The organism is Moorena sp. SIO3A2 (assembly GCF_010672265.1).
GTDB classification, from domain to species: Bacteria; Cyanobacteriota; Cyanobacteriia; order Cyanobacteriales; family Coleofasciculaceae; genus Moorena; species Moorena producens.
In genome coordinates, this window is sequence record NZ_JAAHHC010000081.1 from 1 (window position 1) to 18,480 (window position 18,480).

Annotated in this window: 13 protein-coding genes and 8 pseudogenes; 9 read left to right on the plus strand and 12 right to left on the minus strand. The window is 41.9% G+C overall.

Annotated elements, in window-relative coordinates:
• Positions 1-204: 204 nt before the first annotated feature.
• Positions 205-1,149: pseudogene (locus F6K64_RS36160) on the minus strand (histidine kinase dimerization/phospho-acceptor domain-containing protein); the annotation flags it as partial.
• Between the two features lie 156 nt (positions 1,150-1,305).
• Between F6K64_RS36160 and F6K64_RS36165 the strand changes: the two are divergent.
• Positions 1,306-2,701, plus strand: a pseudogene (locus tag F6K64_RS36165) (IS701 family transposase).
• A 143-nt stretch (positions 2,702-2,844) separates the two neighbouring features.
• Here the strand turns inward: F6K64_RS36165 and F6K64_RS36170 are convergent.
• Both F6K64_RS36170 and F6K64_RS38660 read right to left on the minus strand, forming a co-directional pair.
• The gene (locus F6K64_RS36170; protein ID WP_267872135.1) at positions 2,845-3,099 is read right to left on the minus strand and encodes a DAHL domain-containing protein; all 255 of its coding nucleotides are present in this window, start codon (positions 3,097-3,099) and stop codon (positions 2,845-2,847) included.
• A 508-nt stretch (positions 3,100-3,607) separates the two neighbouring features.
• Positions 3,608-4,525 (minus strand): annotated as a pseudogene (locus tag F6K64_RS38660) (cytochrome-c peroxidase).
• A 754-nt stretch (positions 4,526-5,279) separates the two neighbouring features.
• Here F6K64_RS38660 and F6K64_RS36185 point away from each other — a divergent pair.
• Entirely contained in the window at positions 5,280-9,350 is a 4,071-nt protein-coding gene (locus tag F6K64_RS36185) for an ATP-binding protein (RefSeq protein WP_008191914.1), read from the plus strand.
• Positions 9,351-9,507: 157 nt separating this feature from the next.
• On the opposite strand, the gene F6K64_RS36190 is transcribed toward F6K64_RS36185, so the two are convergent.
• Positions 9,508-10,101 carry a hypothetical protein gene (locus tag F6K64_RS36190; RefSeq protein WP_008191913.1) on the minus strand — a complete coding sequence of 198 codons (594 nt, stop codon included), beginning with the start codon at positions 10,099-10,101 and terminating at the stop codon, positions 9,508-9,510.
• Positions 10,101-10,724: a hypothetical protein gene (locus F6K64_RS36195; RefSeq protein ID WP_207554321.1), complete on the minus strand. Its 624-nt coding sequence runs from the start codon at positions 10,722-10,724 to the stop codon at positions 10,101-10,103. The genes F6K64_RS36190 and F6K64_RS36195 overlap by 1 nt, the downstream gene beginning before the upstream one ends.
• Before the next feature lie 254 nt (positions 10,725-10,978).
• Here F6K64_RS36195 and F6K64_RS36200 point away from each other — a divergent pair, with 254 nt between their 5' ends.
• Genes F6K64_RS36200 through F6K64_RS36215 form a run of 4 tightly spaced genes read left to right on the plus strand, consistent with a single transcriptional unit; the run spans position 10,979 to position 13,224 of the window.
• Entirely contained in the window at positions 10,979-11,251 is a 273-nt protein-coding gene (locus F6K64_RS36200) for a hypothetical protein (protein WP_008191904.1), read from the plus strand.
• 45 nt (positions 11,252-11,296) lie between these two features.
• Entirely contained in the window at positions 11,297-11,515 is a 219-nt protein-coding gene (locus F6K64_RS36205) for a GAF domain-containing protein (RefSeq protein ID WP_008191903.1), read from the plus strand.
• Between the two features lie 15 nt (positions 11,516-11,530).
• Entirely contained in the window at positions 11,531-11,764 is a 234-nt protein-coding gene (locus F6K64_RS36210) for a GAF domain-containing protein (RefSeq protein WP_048815387.1), read from the plus strand.
• A gap of 26 nt (positions 11,765-11,790) precedes the next feature.
• Positions 11,791-13,224: an adenylate/guanylate cyclase domain-containing protein gene (locus F6K64_RS36215; protein ID WP_008191899.1), complete on the plus strand. Its 1,434-nt coding sequence runs from the start codon at positions 11,791-11,793 to the stop codon at positions 13,222-13,224.
• A 289-nt stretch (positions 13,225-13,513) separates the two neighbouring features.
• On the opposite strand, the pseudogene F6K64_RS36220 reads toward F6K64_RS36215, so the two are convergent.
• The 3 genes and pseudogenes from F6K64_RS36220 to F6K64_RS36230 form a co-directional block, all read right to left on the minus strand.
• Positions 13,514-14,037 (minus strand): annotated as a pseudogene (locus tag F6K64_RS36220) (IS630 family transposase); the annotation flags it as partial.
• Complete coding sequence (locus F6K64_RS36225; RefSeq protein WP_267872134.1) at positions 14,016-14,144, minus strand: hypothetical protein; 129 nt, start codon at positions 14,142-14,144, stop codon at positions 14,016-14,018. The gene F6K64_RS36225 and the pseudogene F6K64_RS36220, both read right to left, overlap by 22 nt.
• Before the next feature lie 99 nt (positions 14,145-14,243).
• A pseudogene (locus tag F6K64_RS36230) lies at positions 14,244-14,564 on the minus strand (IS630 transposase-related protein); the annotation flags it as partial.
• Between the two features lie 195 nt (positions 14,565-14,759).
• Here F6K64_RS36230 and F6K64_RS36235 point away from each other — a divergent pair.
• The 3 genes from F6K64_RS36235 (at position 14,760) to F6K64_RS36240 (ending at position 16,476) form a co-directional block, all read left to right on the plus strand.
• Entirely contained in the window at positions 14,760-15,155 is a 396-nt protein-coding gene (locus F6K64_RS36235; RefSeq protein WP_202799298.1) for a Crp/Fnr family transcriptional regulator, read from the plus strand.
• Entirely contained in the window at positions 15,156-15,365 is a 210-nt protein-coding gene (locus tag F6K64_RS38665) for a helix-turn-helix domain-containing protein (RefSeq protein WP_202799301.1), read from the plus strand.
• Between the two features lie 547 nt (positions 15,366-15,912).
• Positions 15,913-16,476 carry a calcium-binding protein gene (locus tag F6K64_RS36240; protein WP_008191890.1) on the plus strand — a complete coding sequence of 188 codons (564 nt, stop codon included), beginning with the start codon at positions 15,913-15,915 and terminating at the stop codon, positions 16,474-16,476.
• A 188-nt stretch (positions 16,477-16,664) separates the two neighbouring features.
• On the opposite strand, the pseudogene F6K64_RS36245 reads toward F6K64_RS36240, so the two are convergent.
• The 4 genes and pseudogenes from F6K64_RS36245 to F6K64_RS36260 all read right to left on the minus strand — a co-directional run.
• Positions 16,665-17,084 (minus strand): annotated as a pseudogene (locus F6K64_RS36245) (NADH-quinone oxidoreductase subunit B family protein); the annotation flags it as partial.
• 22 nt (positions 17,085-17,106) lie between these two features.
• Positions 17,107-17,490, minus strand: a complete 384-nt coding sequence (locus tag F6K64_RS36250; RefSeq protein ID WP_008191888.1) for an Mth938-like domain-containing protein — start codon at positions 17,488-17,490, stop codon at positions 17,107-17,109.
• A 42-nt stretch (positions 17,491-17,532) separates the two neighbouring features.
• A pseudogene (locus F6K64_RS36255) lies at positions 17,533-17,697 on the minus strand (4Fe-4S double cluster binding domain-containing protein); the annotation flags it as partial.
• Positions 17,698-17,924 (minus strand): annotated as a pseudogene (locus F6K64_RS36260) (helix-turn-helix domain-containing protein); the annotation flags it as partial.
• Positions 17,925-18,480: the final 556 nt, after the last annotated feature.

Sequence of the window (18,480 nt, forward strand, 5' to 3'; positions counted from 1 at the left end):
TCCTGAACTACTGCTGACTTTTTCAGCTGGTCACCCACCAGGAGGTATTGACTCAAACTATTACTCTGACTAATTTGTCAGTTTTACTGAGATCTAGTCTACCGTACTTTTAAAAGAGCCGCACCCAAATTAATAAGATTAACTCCTAATAAGCTCCCTTTTTATCTCCAGGGTCAACGGGCTATGATTATTATACAGCAATCTTTTTAGCTCTCTTGTCACCCCGTGAGCTTCTTGAGTGAATTTGATAGCGTTTCCCAGTAAATTAATCAAAACTTGGCGCAATTTTCCCTCATCTGTTTTCACATATCGAGGAAGCTCTGGCTCTCGGTAAACGATGAGCTGTAAGCCTTTGGAGGCGGCTCGCAGTCCTAACATCTCTTCGAGACTATCCAGCAGACGATACAGGTCAAAGCTAGTTTCATTTACAGTTATCTGACCTGCCTCAATTTTGGACATTTCTAATATGTCATTGATCAAGTTCAGTAAATGCTCACCACTGCGACTAATGATTGCTAGATATTCCTGATGTTCCTGATTCAGCGATGAGTCACGGTTCATCAATTGGGTGAATCCTAGGATAGCATTGAGGGGGGTGCGCAGTTCATGGCTCATATTGGCAAGAAATTCGCTTTTGGCTTTGTTAGCTTCTTCAGACTTAGTCCGCGCTTTTTCGGCTTCTTTCATACTTTCAGCAAGTTGGACAGTACGTTCTTCTACCCTAGCTTCTAAGTCCTCATTGAGTTGCTGCAAGACCCGGGAGGCTTGTTTGCGCTCAGTAATGTCATGAAAGAACACTGAAAGACCATTAATACCTGGATAAGCTTTCACGTCAAACCAACGTTTGGTCGGTGGATAGTATTCTTCAAAGGTGACAACAACCTGTGCAGCAACCGCCCGATGACATTCCTGGTAGAACTTGGAGCCAAAGACTCCGGAAAACACCTCCTCCAGATTCTGATTCAGAAGCTGTTCGGGTTGACTCTGTAGCATTTGGAAAGCTTGGGGATTAAGATAGGTAATCTGCCACTGGTCGTTTAGGGAAATAAAGGCATCCGTGATACTTTCGAGAATGTTGATGGTACGACGGTTAGCTTTTACCAAATTGTTGATAATTAAATAGGCAATCCAAGCCAACAAAATCAACAACCAACTATAGGCATATAAACGATAAGTATTAGCTGTATCAATAGCTTGGCGATAGTAGAGGTTATAGTGGGACTAAGCGCGATAATTCAAGGCATAAATAGTGCTATGCTATATAGGGTAAGTTTTTTAGGTTGATTACTTTTTCCGTCCAATCCCATGAAAGAAACTGTTTCCACAGCAATGCCTCCATGCTCCCTTGAGATGGTGCAAGCGTTTTGATGATATCTTTCACACAAAAGCTCAAAAAAAAGAGTTTAGGCACTACCAGCGGGGGATTATTGGGAGAAAGTGAACGGAAAAACCTATCTCAGATTGCCGGAAACGCGCTCTGATGTCTCATACCACAGCCTACGGCATTTTGCGGTGCGAGCTTCCTGGAGTGAACAAGAGATTAACGAACGCCGGTTGCAAGTGATGAATAGCTGTCGTCAGACCAAAATCCCTGCGCTTTTGGCGCACGCTACGCGAACGTGGATTTGCACTAATTGTAGACGACAGCGGACAAAGCGCTTTTGGCGCACGCTACGCGAACGGAAAAGTGGAAACTTCACCGAAGGTGTCGGTCTGCCTTACATTGGGGAAATCGGGAAAACGGATAATGGAATTGTGGTGGTAACAACCCATCTGTATGATGGTCGAAAAAGTCTACCGTTAGATCTTGAGTTATATCAACACGGGAACTCATTGCCCCAGGGAAAAAAAGATCCAGCCAACCTGCGCGAAACCGGAGCTAGCCTTGGGGTTAATTGATAAGACATTAAGTCGGGGATATCATCCAGGAATGGTCCTGATAGATGCTGGATATGGAAACAATACATCATTTTTATTAGAGCTAGAAAATCGACAACTCAAGTATTTAGTCCGAATCGCTAAAAAATGCGCCAAAAGCGCACGCTACGCGAACGAAAAGTGAGTGACCCGAACGCCAAAAATTCGGGAGTTACTATTCGGGTTGATGAGTTAGCCCAAAGCCTTCCGGATGAGGCTTTCACAGAAGTTCAACTAAATCTAAATAAGTCAAAAACCCTGTGGGTTGCCACCCTCGAAGTAGAAATATCTCGTCTGAGTGGAAAAAGAAGTCTGGCTATCGTCATGAATCAACCGACTTTTAGTCAAGCCACAGATATTGCGGTGCGACCCAAGGGCGATTTACTCGCCCATTGGAAAGCGCACCGTGACTATTTTTTGACAAATGTCGAAACGGATGTGGTCACTCCCCAATGGGTGGTCGAGACTTACGCTCAACGAAATTGGGTGGAAGTATTTTATCGGGAGCAAGCGTGGTGGTTGGGACTCAAAGAATATCAAGTTCGCCATAAACGCAGCTTGATGAGGCATTTTATCTTGGTCATGTGTGCCTATACTTTTATTCTTTGGCATCAATTAACTGGGGGATTGCGAAGACGATGGGCATCGAAACCTTTAAAGACATTTGCTGAAGCAATAGATGCTTTTCGCAGTGCCATGTCTTGCCGCGCATGTTCATTGGCTCCAGGAAAATCCGGACGTATTTATCAGATATAAAGCGAGTAAGGGCTTGATTTTGGCTTGATTTTGGCTAAAGTCCCAATAGACGTAATCTAGTTCTTCGTTTAGCTGCTTGGTAGGGAGCTGTAGCAGCTGCTGGGTCAGTTCATCTACCTGAGGTTTATTGCTCATAATTTTTCGGTAATGGCTGAGGGCTAGATCGATAAATTATTCATCTTTACCAAAATTATTTTGGTCTTTGACCAGCAACAGCCTATCCATATTGTCCTTGATCAGCGCTTCTAATTCCTGATCAGAGTTGAGGTTGTAAAGCAGGATATTTTTCAGCAGTTCATCTAGAATAACTTCTAAATAATGGCTTCCGCTTTTATTCGAGGTATTTTTTACGATATCATTAGTCATAAACGGTAAGTAACTAAGGGAGTTTTGTAGAATTGCATTCTGGAATTTTAATCTTTTGATTAACTTTTATTTTTGATTTCTGATTTCTGATTTTTTTTATTATTTTAGTAAGTTTTTACCTGCCGTACTGATTAATAAATGTCGGGATTATGTTAAGGCTATTTTGATTATATTTGAGTTGAGATAAATGCTTGACAAATGGATCGTAATAGCTGCTAATCTCGTAGCGAGATTTTATAATATCCTGATTTAATATTACATCTATCTCCTTTTGTTGATTTAAAGGATAGCGCTTTTTATCCTCATGAGGTACACATATTTTTTTACCTCTTCCCACTTCCGACTTCCCACTTCCGACTTCCCTCTTCCCTCTTCCGAAGTCCCTGCTCCCTGCTCCCTGCTCCCTGCTCCCTAAAACCCAAAAACTTGTACCTTACTAGATTAAAAACCGCTATATTTTGATACTGTTGGTGTTATTCAAGGTTAATTGGTAGACTTTTCCTAACCAAAAAAGCCAAGATAAAAACAGCAGCCAAGGTATTTATGAGCTTTAGCAATTGAGTTTTGTTCACAATGGTTTTCCTTGATACTCGCCTGTGAGAGTTTTGAGGAACTTGACAATCAGACCAATATCGTTTGGCGACAGTGGGCGTCCCAATTCATATTTGCCCATTATCGTCACAGCTTCTTCAAGAGTTTCAGCTGAACCGTCGTGAAAATATGGTGATGTTAGAGCCACGTTCCGCAAACTGGGAACCTTAAATACATAACGATCACGTTCATTGCCAGTGACATTAAAGCGTCCCAAATCAGCTTTGGTAAGCTTACCGCGATCTTTGAAGTAATCCCCAAACAGACCAAAAGCCTGGAACATATTACTGCCGACATTGACTCCTTGGTGACAGCTAACACAGCCATAGGCTTTAAACAGACGATAGCCTTCTTTTTCTGAGGAGGAGAGGGCATTTTTATGGCCGCGCAAAAATTGGTCAAAGCGTGAGTTGGGAGTGTAAAGCGATCTTTCAAAAGTAGCGATCGCATCCTTGATGTTGTCGCTGTTGATACCATCTTTATACAGTTGGTTAAATAGTGAGACATACTCAGGGGATTGCTTGAGCTTACTGAGGATTTCTTGCCAATTAGAACCCATTTCATGCTCTGCATGGATTGGTCTATCAATCTGTTCCTCCAGGGTTTCAACGCTTCCATCCCAATGTTGCTTAAAATTGAATCCACTGTTGAAGACTGTGGGTGCATTAATCAAGCCAATCCTATTGTTGATCCCAATTGAACGCACCATTTAGTCTGTACCACCGGTATTTAGATTGTGGCAGCTAGCACAAGAGATGGTGTTATCCTGTGACAGTCGGGGGTCATGAAAAAGCGCCTTGCCCAGTTTAACCTTGTCTTTGTTTAGTTCTAATTTGAGTGGTATTGGCTGAATTGGTTCATCAAATAAAAGACTATAGTCTGAGGATTTGACCATATAGTTGATTGATTTATATGGTAATTTATAATAATTATTTATGGAAATTAAAATTATAATAATAAATATAACCAAATAAATATAAAAAATATTTTTGATATCACTAGTTTTATTCTACGGATCAACCATTAAAGTCTAACAATAATTATGATTATTGTTAGACTTTAATGGTTGATTGTCCATGGGCCACATTTGAAGGTTCAGAAGATAACCCGCTCACCGACTAACCGACTAACCTACACCTGTTCACCATCTGTAGCTCGAATAAATGAAATTGGTATTAGTTAGTATGACCCTATTTGAAGTTCATCAAATGACCGAACCACAAGTCAACCGTAATATTACTGACAATTCGTCATTTGTAATTGATAATTCAGGGTAAATTACCGATTATATCCAATCAGTTTGACTAATTATGATATCTCTTCTCTGGTAATTTGTACTTGGTAATTTGTACTTGGTAGTTGACGATTCACCATTACCGATTGCCCATTACCAAAACAGGGACTATTTGGTATAGCATAATTCAAAAGTCAGAAGTCAGAAGTCAGAAGTCAAACTCTTGCGCTTACTTAGGTTTGAGACTTTTGTCATGTCCTAACTGCCCTGGCGACTGCTATAAGTGATTAACCGGACTTGATATAACGACTAACGACTAACGACTAACCACTTAAAAAAAAAATTACCCGGACTGACTATAATTTTCCTGGTAGAGATTAGGCGAGATCATATCAAAGCTATATCCGATTTTATTATGGAAACATCTGAATACACTCAGCTCAATCCATTTCTCCAGGCTCGTGAGTACTTTGAAGAAATTCTTAATTGGCTCTGTTCTGAAGAAGCATACCGTCTCACCTATTACCAGATAGAAGAAAACCTCTGGATCAATGGTATGGAACTGTTGCGGCAACTGCTACAAGGTTATCTGGATTGGCGGGGAGACAATCAGCCAGAAGCACTGTACCCAAGAAGGCAGGGTAGGTACTCTACCCAGGTCAATCCCCAGCCTGGAAGTGATTGGGGTATTGTCCAAAATAGGGATAATTTGTACTCGGATGCAAGAGGGGGAAGAGAGGGCATCAGGGGAGAAAGGGGAGGTAAACAATTGTCATCTTATCCCACCAGTAGGCAACCCAGCCTAAGGACTATCTTCGGAACAGTGAGACTGAATCGTTTTAATGCTAGTTCCCAGAGAAACTCACTTCCGGATAATTCCCCACTCAAGGTTTACCCACACGGGTACTGTCAGGTGAGCGGTATTCCTTTAGCATCAGAGGTGGACACCAGTTGCTCGGACCCCACTATCCTAGCCCAACCCCAGGCAAAAGCTGCTGAAGTTTCTCAGGAACAACAGGAAGGATTTTCCATAAGAGATATGGGAACTTGGTTTAGACGCCAGTGGTGGCTTAAGCACAATAGTTATCAATCCCTATGGCAGCCAAGGCGTTCTGTTCCCCGGTTGTTAATTAGTGGCACCATTGCCCTAGTGGGAACAGCAGCTTTCACGAGTTATTGGGTGGTTCAGAGTCTAATTCTTGAGAGTCTGGAGGATAATGCTGAATTGAAGGTCAAGATGGCGGGACATCAAATTGATGAATGGCTGGCGGCTCTGATGGCGAAGGTGGAAACGATTGCTAATAGTCCCCAAGTTCGGTCTTTGGACTGGGAGGTTGCTCAACCCTATCTGCAACTCGAGCAAGAACGATTGCCCGATTTTCATATGTTTGTCATGGCTAAGGGGAATGGCTCTTACTACACCAGTCGTGCAGGTTTTATTGAGGGGAAGAATCTTAGCGATCGCACTCACTTTCAACGAGCGATGCAAGGAGAAACCTTTGTGGATAATCCGGTAGTCTCTCGTTCTACTGGTATTCGCCAAGTCAATATTGCGGCTCCGATCTGGTCAGTTCCCCCCAACAATGACACGGAAATTACTCCAAAAAAACTGGCTTTGGACAACCTAACCAACGAGGATGTGCAACTGGGGGATGTAACCCTGCCAAAACCAGGGGAGTTGGCTGGTCCATTTTCTTTCCCCATAGGAGAATTTGCTGGACCGGTTTCCTTAGACCGACTGTCAGAGGTGATTACCAATACTACCTTGGGAGAAGGGAGTTATGCCTTTGCTTTGGACTCAAAAGGAGTACCCATTGCCCATCCAGACCCAAAGGTAATTCAATTTGGTAGGAGTTTTTTAGACTCCCCTAACCCCAATCTAAAGCAAATTGCTCAACTGATGATGGAGGCTAGGAAAATAGCCAACCCGCAAGAGTCGGTAACCCTAATGGAACTGCATGGTCAGTCGGTGTATGTTGCCTATACTTCTCTGCAACACGCGGATTGGTCTGTGGCTTTGGTGATTCCCCGGGCTAATGTGGAGCGACAACTCAATTCTCTCAATTTGCTGGCATCGGTGTTGGGAGTGATGCTGATCATCGCCATGGTTATTGCTTTACTACAGATTCAAACTTTCGAGCAGACCAACGCCAGGGCTCAGCAGGAGGCGCTGCTGAATGGGCTTACTACTCGTATTCGTGAATCTCTGGATTTGGAAACAACTGTGCAAACTACTGTCAATGAAATTGCTACCCTCTTGCGTCTCGACCGAGTGACTTTTGGCTGGTATCACCAAGACCAACAATGCTTGGAAATTCTGTGTGAACATCGAAAAGCTGATTTACCGTCCCAAGTGGGATTCATACGTATCGAATCTTCTGATGATTTATGCGATCGCTTAAGCCAAGGACAGATGGTTCACTTCCATGATAGTGGTGATCAACTCATCTACTGCCAGACAGGGAACTATCTGGCGTTACCAGTCATGATTCGGGGGTTGCATCCTCCTGGCTATTTAATTTGTATGCGCCGCAAGCCTTGGAGCTGTAGTGATTTGGAATTGGAGCTATTACAAGCCGTGAGCAATCAGTTAGCGATCGCCATCAACCAGGCACATTTATACACCACTACTCAAGAACAGTACACAATTGTCAGTGAACAAGCTCAGTGTCTCAAAACCACCACGACTCAATTACAGCATACTATAGCTTACGTGGATGCGATGATTAGAAGCTTAGCCGATGGATTACTGGTAACAGATACCAAGGGCAAAATTACTCGCATCAATCCAGCTTTGGTGAGCTTGTTTGATTTGGGGGAAACCGAGTTACTCGGTCAAGGGTGTCAGGGAGTGTTGGGGAATGCGATCGCAAACCTAGTCACTCTTACTAAGACTAACCCTAAACAAGTCTTTACCGCTGAAGTAGAACTGACCAATCAACGGATTGGCAAAGCCGTAGCCACTGCTATTCTAAAAGATACTAAGGCTACAGATAACCCTGATAGTCAGGATGGCTTTATGGGTTCGGTGATTCTGATCCGAGATATTACCTTTGAAAAAGAAGTAGACCGGATGAAAACAGACTTTATTTCCACAGTTTCCCATGAATTGAGGACTCCCCTAACTTCAGTAATGGGTTTTGCCAAACTGATTCAGAAAAAACTGGAAAAAACCCTATTTCCCTTAATTCCTACCAATGACCACAAGATTCAGCGCACCCTCAAGCAAGTGTCAGAAAATGTTAACATCATTATCTCCGAAGGGGAGCGTCTCAAAGCTTTGATCAATGATGTCCTGGATCTGGCTAAGCTAGAAGCTGGTCGAGTAGAGTGGAAAATGCAACCCCTCTCAGTTGTCGATGTCCTAGAACGAGCAATCATTGCTACGACTGCTCTGTTTGAACAGAATGATGTGGAATTAATTAAGAGTATAGACGAGGGCTTACCTCAGATAATTGGTGACCGAGACCGACTAATTCAGGTGGTGATTAATCTAATCTCTAATGCAGCTAAGTTTACGGATAAAGGGTTTGTATACTGTAAAGTAAGGCGAACTGGTTCAGAGATTACCGTTAGTATCATTGATAGCGGTATAGGCATTTCTGAAGCCGAGCAGACGCTGATCTTTGAAAAATTCAAACAGGCGGGTAATACTCTAACTGAAAAACCTCAAGGTACCGGCTTAGGACTCCCTATTTGTAAGGAAATTGTGGAACATCATCAAGGACAAATTTGGGTCGAAAGCGAACTGGGTAAAGGGAGTAACTTCTCCTTTAGCTTACCCATATCGGTTGAGTCTGAACCTGGAGTCAAAACCATAGCTGCTGAAACCCTGATCACCCAACTAAAATCATCCATGATCACCTCGAAAATGACCACAAATTCCAGGGATAAAACCATTCTGATTGTGGATGATGAAGCTCCGATTCGAGAGCTACTCAAGCAGCATCTTAGAGCAGAAGGTTACAGGATTCAGGAAGCGCAAGATGGTTGGGAAGCAATTCAACAGATCAAACAAGAACCTCCTGATCTAATTATCTTGGATGTAGTGATGCCGAAAATGAATGGGTTTGATACAGCAGCGGTGGTTAAAAATGACTTGCACAGTATGGATATTCCGATTATCATTTTGTCCATCACTGAAGATCAACATGCTCTAGGAGTTGAGCGATGTTTGAGCAAACCGATTAATCTCGAAGAACTGCTCAAAGACGTTGTTCGACTGACCTCTCAAGAAAAGCCGACTAAGCAAGTTTTGATAGTGGAGGAACATCTCCCTCAAGCTCAAATGATTACTCAGGTATTACGGAAAAGAGTAATTCGGATAATTTATGCCCGAAATGGTCAAGATTGTCTTTCTAAAGCGATTTCATTCAAACCTGATATGATTCTGGTTAATTCAGGGATTGCCAAAGAACAAGCGTTGGTTAACAAGGTGCGTTTTGAACATAAATTAGCCACTATATTTTTTATATTATTAGATTAATAATATATTTTTTGATAGTCTAATGATGTCCAAATTATTTTACCACTATTACCTTTTGCCTATTCCCTTTTATGACTTCACTGCTCCCTGCTCCCTGCTCCCTGCTCCCTGCTCCCTGCTCCCTGCTCCCTGCCTTACAAGGGTATGATTTTAAGAATTATCCAGAATCAAGAGAAAATGGAGGAACAAAGCAGCCAACAGGTAAAGGCATTTGTTTAATCACAGAAGCCAAAATTATCAAAAAACCCCTAAGGTGCGCTTTCCGTAGGCGAATTAAATTCGCCACGGGTCGCACCTGTCGGAAACAACTTAAATAACGAGTAGGTTGATTGAGATCACAACTAGTCTGTTGGACAGTGGCTGTTGAGGGTGATTGATCTAATTCACTCTTATTATTGCCATGGTTGTCAGACAGACTGCTAGCAGATAAATCACCATCAGTTTCTCCTCCAACACTAACCAACCACAATGTGGCTGTGGCAATGGCTAACCATAATCTTTCAGCCCGTTGTTCGCGTAGCGTGGCCGAAAGGCCAGGATCACTCATTTTGGTGTGATGCCAGCCCAAACCACCACGCTTAATATCTTTGAATAAACATTCAATCCAACTACGCATACTGTACCAACAGATTTGAGCTTGTTGTGGAGATAGATCTGTCAAGATTAACCAAGGGTCAGCATAGCCCGATTCCCAGTTAGCCAGAAGAGTACAATCAAGACTATGAGTCGCATGCGCAGGTGACTCGACCACTAAGCGTGCTGACCAACCTGAGTAATTAATGAAGACATTGGGACAAAATTCTGATGGTGTGAGGCTCGATAATATCCTTGATGATTAATTCGCATCAAAGGATGCCAACCCTTTTTCCTGATGGCCTCGTAGAGCCACTTGGCATACAACCCTCTATCTGTAGCAACAATCACAAACCAATCATCAGGCATGCTCACTTCGATGTGATCGAACAATTGACACCAGTAAGGTTTCCAACTACCTTTTTCTGTGGCTTTGATAATTTTCCAGGCTACAGGAATGCCACAGCCACGATAGACTAAACTAATCACCAACAATGTTTTGCGCTGTCCCAAGGTGGAAGCATCTGCAGCTAACACCAGGCTTTTTTCATCCTTCGACCACCAACTCAACAACCAAGTTAATAACGGTTTAAAACTTTGAGTTACTTCTATTTCCTGTCGGAACCTACCATACTTATTATTGGCTTCTCGATACCATTGTCGCAATTGTTCTCTGACATTTCCTTCTGGCTTATTGAATAATTGTGCTAGAAACACTGTTACCGTCGATAATCCACAACTGTGAGTTATGGCGATTGCATTGCGACCCATCGCTAATCCTATGGCCTGAGATTTACTCAAGTGGGGCATTTTTAAGGGTGACCACTCTTAACCATTCCTGATCAGCTTGAGGACTTTTCATCATCAGTTTTACAATATCGTGTTTGCTTTTACTCTCGATTGATTTTCTGGCCAGCGAATACCTTCCATATTAAAATCATACCCTTGTAAGCTGCTCCCTGCTCCCTGCTCCCTGCTCCCTAAAAAAATGTAACTCACCTAATTTAAAACCGCTTTACTAAACTACATGGCCGCTATTAAACTGAAAAAAATAATTGCCCAAAAAGACATCTCGTCACTGCTCCTCATACCTGATAAATTCCCTGGGAGGAGATATTAGTATTCAAGACATTGATGAGCAACTGTTATTCGGAGATGAGCCTGATGATTCATCTGGTAAATACAAGATAGACCTGAAAGGAACTACTTTAGGGTGGGTTAGGGGAGGAGAGAATGCTCGTCCTATTGCCGCTCTACTCAATTATTTAGCGAATCGAGAACTAGAACGCCGATCAATTGCTATAGAAACCTTAGAGAACTATCGATAAATAAACTTAATCTACAATCTATCGGGGAAATTAACTGCCAATTTAATGCCTCAAGATGTTGCTCAAATTGTGATTAATCAAACTAGGGAATTAATTCAAGTGAATCGGGGATTTGTCTTTTTGCTAGACCAAGATAAATCCCAACTGGAAGTACTGGCTAGCTTTGAGCCAGAAATGGGGGATAGACCCCACAAGCAATCGATAGCAGGTATTGTTGGCAGTGTGATTATGACTGGTGTAGGAGAAATCGTTAACGATGTCTGATCGGATCCCAGGTTTGTGCCATCTGATTATCCGATCAGTTCCCTAATGTGTGTTCCACTCAAGACCAAAGATCAGGTAATTGGTGTCATTCAGCTCAGTAGTGAAAAACCTGTAGACTATACAGCCAGGGATTTGAAATTAATCAGTGCTTTAGCATCTCAAGCCACATCAGCCATATCTAATGCTATCCTCTATGAGAATATGCTTCGAGAGGAACGGGTGAGGAGTACTTTGAATCGATACTTTTAAGCCAACTTACAATAGTAGCACAAAGTATGGCATCTATCAGTCTCAAAAAAATTATTTCTAAGCCAAAAGCGCTAGGGGTCATAAGTCAACTGATTGACGCCATAGACACCGCTGTCCAGATTGAGGATATCCACGGAAAGCTGCTGTTGGACAATCCTAGGAAAATTCCGATATTGGGACGTTGTAACTTAGCCAATAAATATCCCGTTGAAGCAAGAGGTCAGGTGATTGGCTGGGTCAAAGGGGATCAGAAAGCGATCGCAATTAAAGAACTCCTGAATTATTTAGCTAATCAAGAATTAGAAAAAAAAGATCTAGGCAGTGCTATCTTAGATCAATACCGAGAAATTAATTTACTCTATAGAGTTTCGGAACGGATTCCATCCTGTTTAGAGCTGTCCGCTATTGCTCAGCTGTTCCTGGATGAAGCGAGAAGACTGATTCCAGGAGATTGTGGTTCAGTCTTGTTAATTAATTCCGAAACTGAGCAACTAGATATAATCTCCGCCTTTGGCAAACAGTATAATCCAACAGAATTTTTTCAGCTGAGCAATAGTAATACAAAGAATGGGCTAGGAATTGGTAAGGCTGATATTGTGAATCAGGTTCAAGATGATCCCAGGTTTATTGCTAGTGTGAAGTCCATCAACTCTCTGGTTTGTGCTCCTCTAAAAACCCAAAAGGGTCTGCTGGGATTGATTAACTTTTGTAGTGAGAAACCAGTTAATTATACAGCTCAAGACTTGAAATTTTTAACGATTCTTGGAGCTCAAGCAGCAGGAGCTATTGAAAATGCCTTGCTCCATAGAAATAAACTACAGGAGGAGCGGATTAAAAGCCGACTGGAACGCTATATTCCTTCCCAACTTGTCCAAGCTATTATTGATGCCAAGGGCAATATCTCTCTGACTCCAGCCAAAAAGCCTATTACTATATTGTTCTCTGATATTCGGAATTTCACAACTCGGTGTGAAGAATTAGAAGCCCATAAAATTGTTGAATACCTGAACGAATATTTTACCTGCATGGTGGATGTTATCTTCAGCCACGAGGGAACAGTAAATAAATTTGTGGGCGATATGATTGTGGCTATGTTTGGTGCCCCCTCTAAGCTAGAGGATAATCAGGGACAAGCGATCGCAGCTGCTATTGCTATGCAACATCAACTTAAGACTATGCCTACCCCCTGGATCCGGGAGAATTTTCTAACCGGTATTGGGATTAGTTCAGGAGAAGTTGTGGTCGGAAACATTGGTTCTCCCCAGCATATGGACTATACAGCCATTGGTGATGAAGTCAATATCGCTGCCAGATTACAAGCTATGGCCAACGGGGGTCAGATCCTCGTCAGTGGTAGTGTCTATGAAGCGACCAAGCACCAGTATACCTATCGGGAATTGGGTCAAGTTTCAATCAAGGGAAAACTGCAAACAGTAGATGTATTTGAGCTGATTAACTGATATCTAATATAGCATTTTTATTTGAGTTGTGAACATAGTCACTTAGAGAAAGTCAAGAGGCAAGAGGCAAGAGGCAAGAGGCAATAATTAATCAATTATATAGGGATTTTTGGTAGCGATGCAATTAGGCAAAAATTCGCGCGAAAATTTCCACACTTCCCGCCCCACACTTCCCGCCCCACATTTCCCACATTTCCCACACTTCCCACACTTCCCCTTCTTTTTTACAAATATGAGATGCACCCCCGATATTCCTGCTCCTATAGTTATTTTAAATAAGGAGGAGACACTAAGAAGCACAATATTCACGAATCACTTCATCCAGAGAAGTGTCTATAGAAGTATACATTCTGGCTCTCTTTAAAGCACTAAAATCATGCTCTATATCATTGAAATCTGGAGAGTATTTCGGCAAAAATAATACTTGATGACCGGCTGACTCTACTAATTCTCTAATTGCACTTTTTATAGGAATTGGTGCATTATCCATAATTAATACTGAAGGAATTGTTAATGAGGGTAATAAATATTGGCTTAACCATCCTTCAAATACTTCTGCATTCAGACTACCACTAAACAAGGGGCTATTAAATCTTTTGATTTCTTCCTTATTCCTGCTACTAAATTTTCTATTTTTATTCGTTTTACTGTTTGTTCACCATACAGTTTATTCCCTTTTTTGGACCATCCATAAAGGCATGACTGTATTTTGTCAAACCCTGATTAATCAATGAATACAAGGCTTTTGATTCCAGATATTTTTATTAATTCTCTTAATGCTCTTAAATACTTTATTCTTTCTTTTCTATCTCTGTCTTGATGCAGTCGCTCATGGTTTGTTCGCGTTCGCCTTTGGCGTGGCCTACGGCCAAGCGTCGCCTTTGGCGATAGTTACCGTAAGACAGGCTCGCCTTAATCAATAAGTTTTAACCCTTTTTTGCATAACCTACCAACCATAAAGGCTCAACGTAATCAGGTTTCGTCTCCGGGGGAAACCCCCAAGACCGCGCTGCATCGCTTTCCCGATAACGAAGTTCTTTTTTTTTACGAGTTATTTTCATTTTTTTGAGTGCGTAGAATATTGCACTCGGGCGCACTCCAAATTTTTTGGCTCTCTCTATTAATTTAGCATCTGGATTTTCTTTGACATCTTGTTCTAAGGCTTTCCAATCTAGCTTTCTTTGACGACGTTCTACCTTAGTCGCCTTTAGTTCTGAACGATTTAACCACTTGTATATTGTCGCTATTCCTATCCCAAATACTTTCGCTGCCTCTGTAATATTTCCACCTTTTTCTATATACTTTATTACTTTTTTTCTGAAATCTAGACTGTATGGCATTGCTGTCAGTTATTGAAAATATACCCTTTTTATTTTACCTCATTACCGTCTTATCCTTAATTGAAACAACTATAGTTGCTGCCTGGGACATTTTCTGTGTTCAAGTTCTGATTTTTTCCGATCTTTTCCAACAGACATCGCCAAAAATGATTGCTTAAACTATTCACATGTCGTGCCGTACTAGAAGCCTTATTGATGAATCTATTGAAACCTGAGAGCCTTCCCCCTGCTCTAAGTCAGGGTGTCATCTTCCAGAATCTGGTTGCTGAACAGAAGCTATTTTACCAGGTAAATTCCGCATCGTCTTTTTTTGTAGTGGAAACAGGGCGATTCAAACTTGTTCACTACACTCAATCAGGGAAAATGGTTACACTTCAGGTTGTTAGAGCTGGTGAGAGCTTAGCTGAAAGTGCTCTTTTTTCAACGGTCTATCCTTACACAGCAATTGCTAAGGTAGCTTCACGAGTAATTTTTTATCCCAAGCAACTTCTTTTGTCAAGCCTTTGCCTTTATCCTGACTTGGCCGAGAATTTCATGACCATTTTGGTTAGACACATTCACTCCCTCAGAGTCCGTTTAGAGTGGCGATAAATTCGGACTGCTCACGACCGGGTACTTCAATATCTACACTACTTAGCTCAGTTCCGTAATCAAACGGTTCTCAGCTTAGACCAACCCTTCAAAGAAATTGCTGCTGAACTAGGTTTGACTCCCGAAACCGTATCACGAGCTTTGATGCAACTAGAGAAAACAGGAGCAATTACTCGTAAGAGGCGTTTGATTACCTTAATTGAAAATTGAAAATTGAAAATTGAAAATGGTTAATTGACTCTTGACAATTAACCATTAAGCATTAACCCTTGCCCTGAATATGAAGTGATTCACCGGACAAGCTATGACCTGTGTAAAACTTGATTTGAATCAAGTAAGTCTAATTTGTTTCTAATTTTTATCCTTGACAATAATTTATAATCGCTTCCTCTAACACTTGATTTAAATCAAAAAAGTCTAACTTTTTTATAATTTGTTTATAATTTGTATTCAAGTATAAAAAATTATAGTTGATATCAATTCCGGTTAAACACTCATCCTACCAGGTAGTAGTTTAGACTACTCATTCATCGTTAATTGTTGATGGTAACTTCCATTAATTCCCATTAATTCCCATTAACAATTAACGATTTACCTGAATACAACGTGATTAACCGATATCTTGCATCATTGTCATTAATCCTAGGGTGGGCAGTGCCTACCAGCGCGCTTTGCAAGCTTCATTATCTGTCTGGTGCACTGCCCACCCTACATCAACTGTTAGAGAAAATTCAAGCTAAAACAAGGAGACAATTAAATGGCAGCAATATTAAGTCCAGGTAGCACAGGTCCGCTATTTATAAGCGACTTTGAGGGTGCAATGTTTTTTGATAGCCCTCAAGAGGGTGGAGGTGTATTCGCCGTAGGACAAGAAGATCAAACTAACATTTTTATTTTTGGCGACGGTAATGATGTAGCAGCTGGCGGCGATGAAGTAGATATACTCATGGCTGGAGCAGGAGACGATAACATCCAGGGTGCTGGAGGAACTGACTTTGTCTTCGGCGGTCTGGGAGATGATATTGTTCGAGGCGGCTTAGGAGATGATGTTGTTGTTGGCAATGAAGGATCCGATGTTCTGATCAGTGGCGGCGGCAGCGATATCTACGAGTTTTTCGCAGATCAGTTCTTAGAAGGAGATTTGGATATTATCCTCGACTTCGAAGTAGGAAGTGATGCGATAGTAGTTGTAGGCAGCACTGATGTAAGTTACGACGCCTTCACCGGCTTTTTATCGGTTGATGGATCGGAAGTTGCAGTATTAAATAGGGGGTTAGATATAGACGTCTTTACCAGAACCAATTCCGCTGTAGTATTCTAAAACGTAAGCTATCAGCTATCAGCTTATGCGCTACGCGGACGCTACTTGAGGTGCTATCAGCTATCAGCTTATGCGCTACGCGGACGCTACGCGAACAGACCAATTAAAGTAGGGTGGGCAAAGTAATATAATCTAGAATACTCAAAAGAAGCAAACTGTTTTTGCCCACCCTACTACAAGCTGCTATCTTGGTGAACGGGCAGTACCTGCTCTAGTAATTCCGGTACAATTCCTGGTTCGTAAGGGAGTTGGGGAGTGACATCCCCCAATTCGAGATAGGCGCGTTTGAGAACAGGTTCTGCACCGTCCAGCATATTCCGCATAGCAGGAACGTTGGCAGTGACGGCACAATCTCCGAAAGAAACGAGGATTTTGCTACGTTCCCGAACTTGGTTAATGAGTTCTAAGTTATCTTCATTGGCAATACCACCCTCTACTAAACAAACATCCACGTTTTCCGGGTATTCTTTCAGGTCAGACCCAACGGGACTGTAAACCACATCTACATATTGGGCGAGTTCGAGCAGCCATTCCTCTAGATCCAAAAAGGACATATGACATCCCGAACACCCCGCTAACCATACTGTTGCTAATTTAATTTTTTCCATCGTTACTCAAGCTGATAACGAGTTAACAAGTCGAATGAAATATACCTCCGACTTTTTTACCTTGTTGCATCAAACTGTTGAATAGGTCTACAGCTAATTTAGTCTGCCCGATATAATACTCAATTCCTATTTGATGGAGCAATTCCTCAGTTTCTGGACAGGTTTGTAGCATTAGTTGCATACCACGGGACAAAACCATAAACTCTATGCCCTGAGCCAAAATTTCTTCGATATCGGCGGGTTGAATACCGGGCTGATGGCGAGTACCTGTAAGTCTCCAATCCCATTCCTTAGCTCCTCCCGGCCATACTTTACAATCTTTGAATTGATAATTATCACCATTATTGGTTACCTCCATACGACCCCAAGAGATATGACTAATTAGGCTTGTCTGAGATTTGTTCATAACTATTACTGATCCAATTGTCCAACTATTAATTAGTAGAACCTATCGCTTCCATTCTTGTTTGGTTCTAGCTGTAACCAAAAATTCCAGCTTACCGCGATCGCGTTCTTTCTCTGCAGTTGTTGTGCCCTTACGGAAAATTGCCCCTGTGGGACAAGCATCTACGCATTTTCCGCAGGAAGTACAGGCATTTACCTCCCCCCAAGGAGAGTAACAGTCTTTTAGCCATTCGGTTTTCTCATCTTTTTTGAGCTTTGGCAACATAGCATTGAGTGCAGAACAAGACAACCCAATGCCTGTCTCTTTGTAAGTTTCTATGCATTGATTTAGCGCGCATAATTCCACCACCAACGAGCACAGCCAAAGTGCTGATCAAGTATATGAATTTGCTCTTGTGTGGGGTAAATCCTTATTTTGACGGCTTGATGTCTCACTGTTTCTACACTTATCTATCGACCTTCTATCATTATATAGCAGTCGAAGTAAAGCTTAAGACATATTTCTGCTCCGAACGCGCCCCGCGTGGCCTACGGCCTTAGTCCCTACTCCCTGCTCCCTTTCAACCAAAATACTCTTTCCTAAACTATACTTCGGTTGCTATATCCCTCTTCTGTCACTCTCCGAATTTAAGAGATAATAAAAAATCGGGGAGTTGATCAATAAACTTAAAATGGTTTAACTTGATTTATAGTATCAATTAAATCATGAAATCCGAGTAAAAAATAATAATTATCTATAACATTTAGCCACGGTAAAATCAATCCTAATAAAAGAGTTGGTTGAATAATTAAACGAAAATTATTTAAGATACTTTTCCATCCACTTTTATTATTCCATGTCTTGATGCAGTCGCTCATGGGGGAAACCACGGCAGTCGCTCATGGGGGGAACCACGGCAGTCGCTCATGGGGGGAACCACGGCAGTCGCTCATGGGGGGAACCACGGCAGTCGCTCATGGGGGGAACCACGGCAGTCGCTCATGGGGGGAA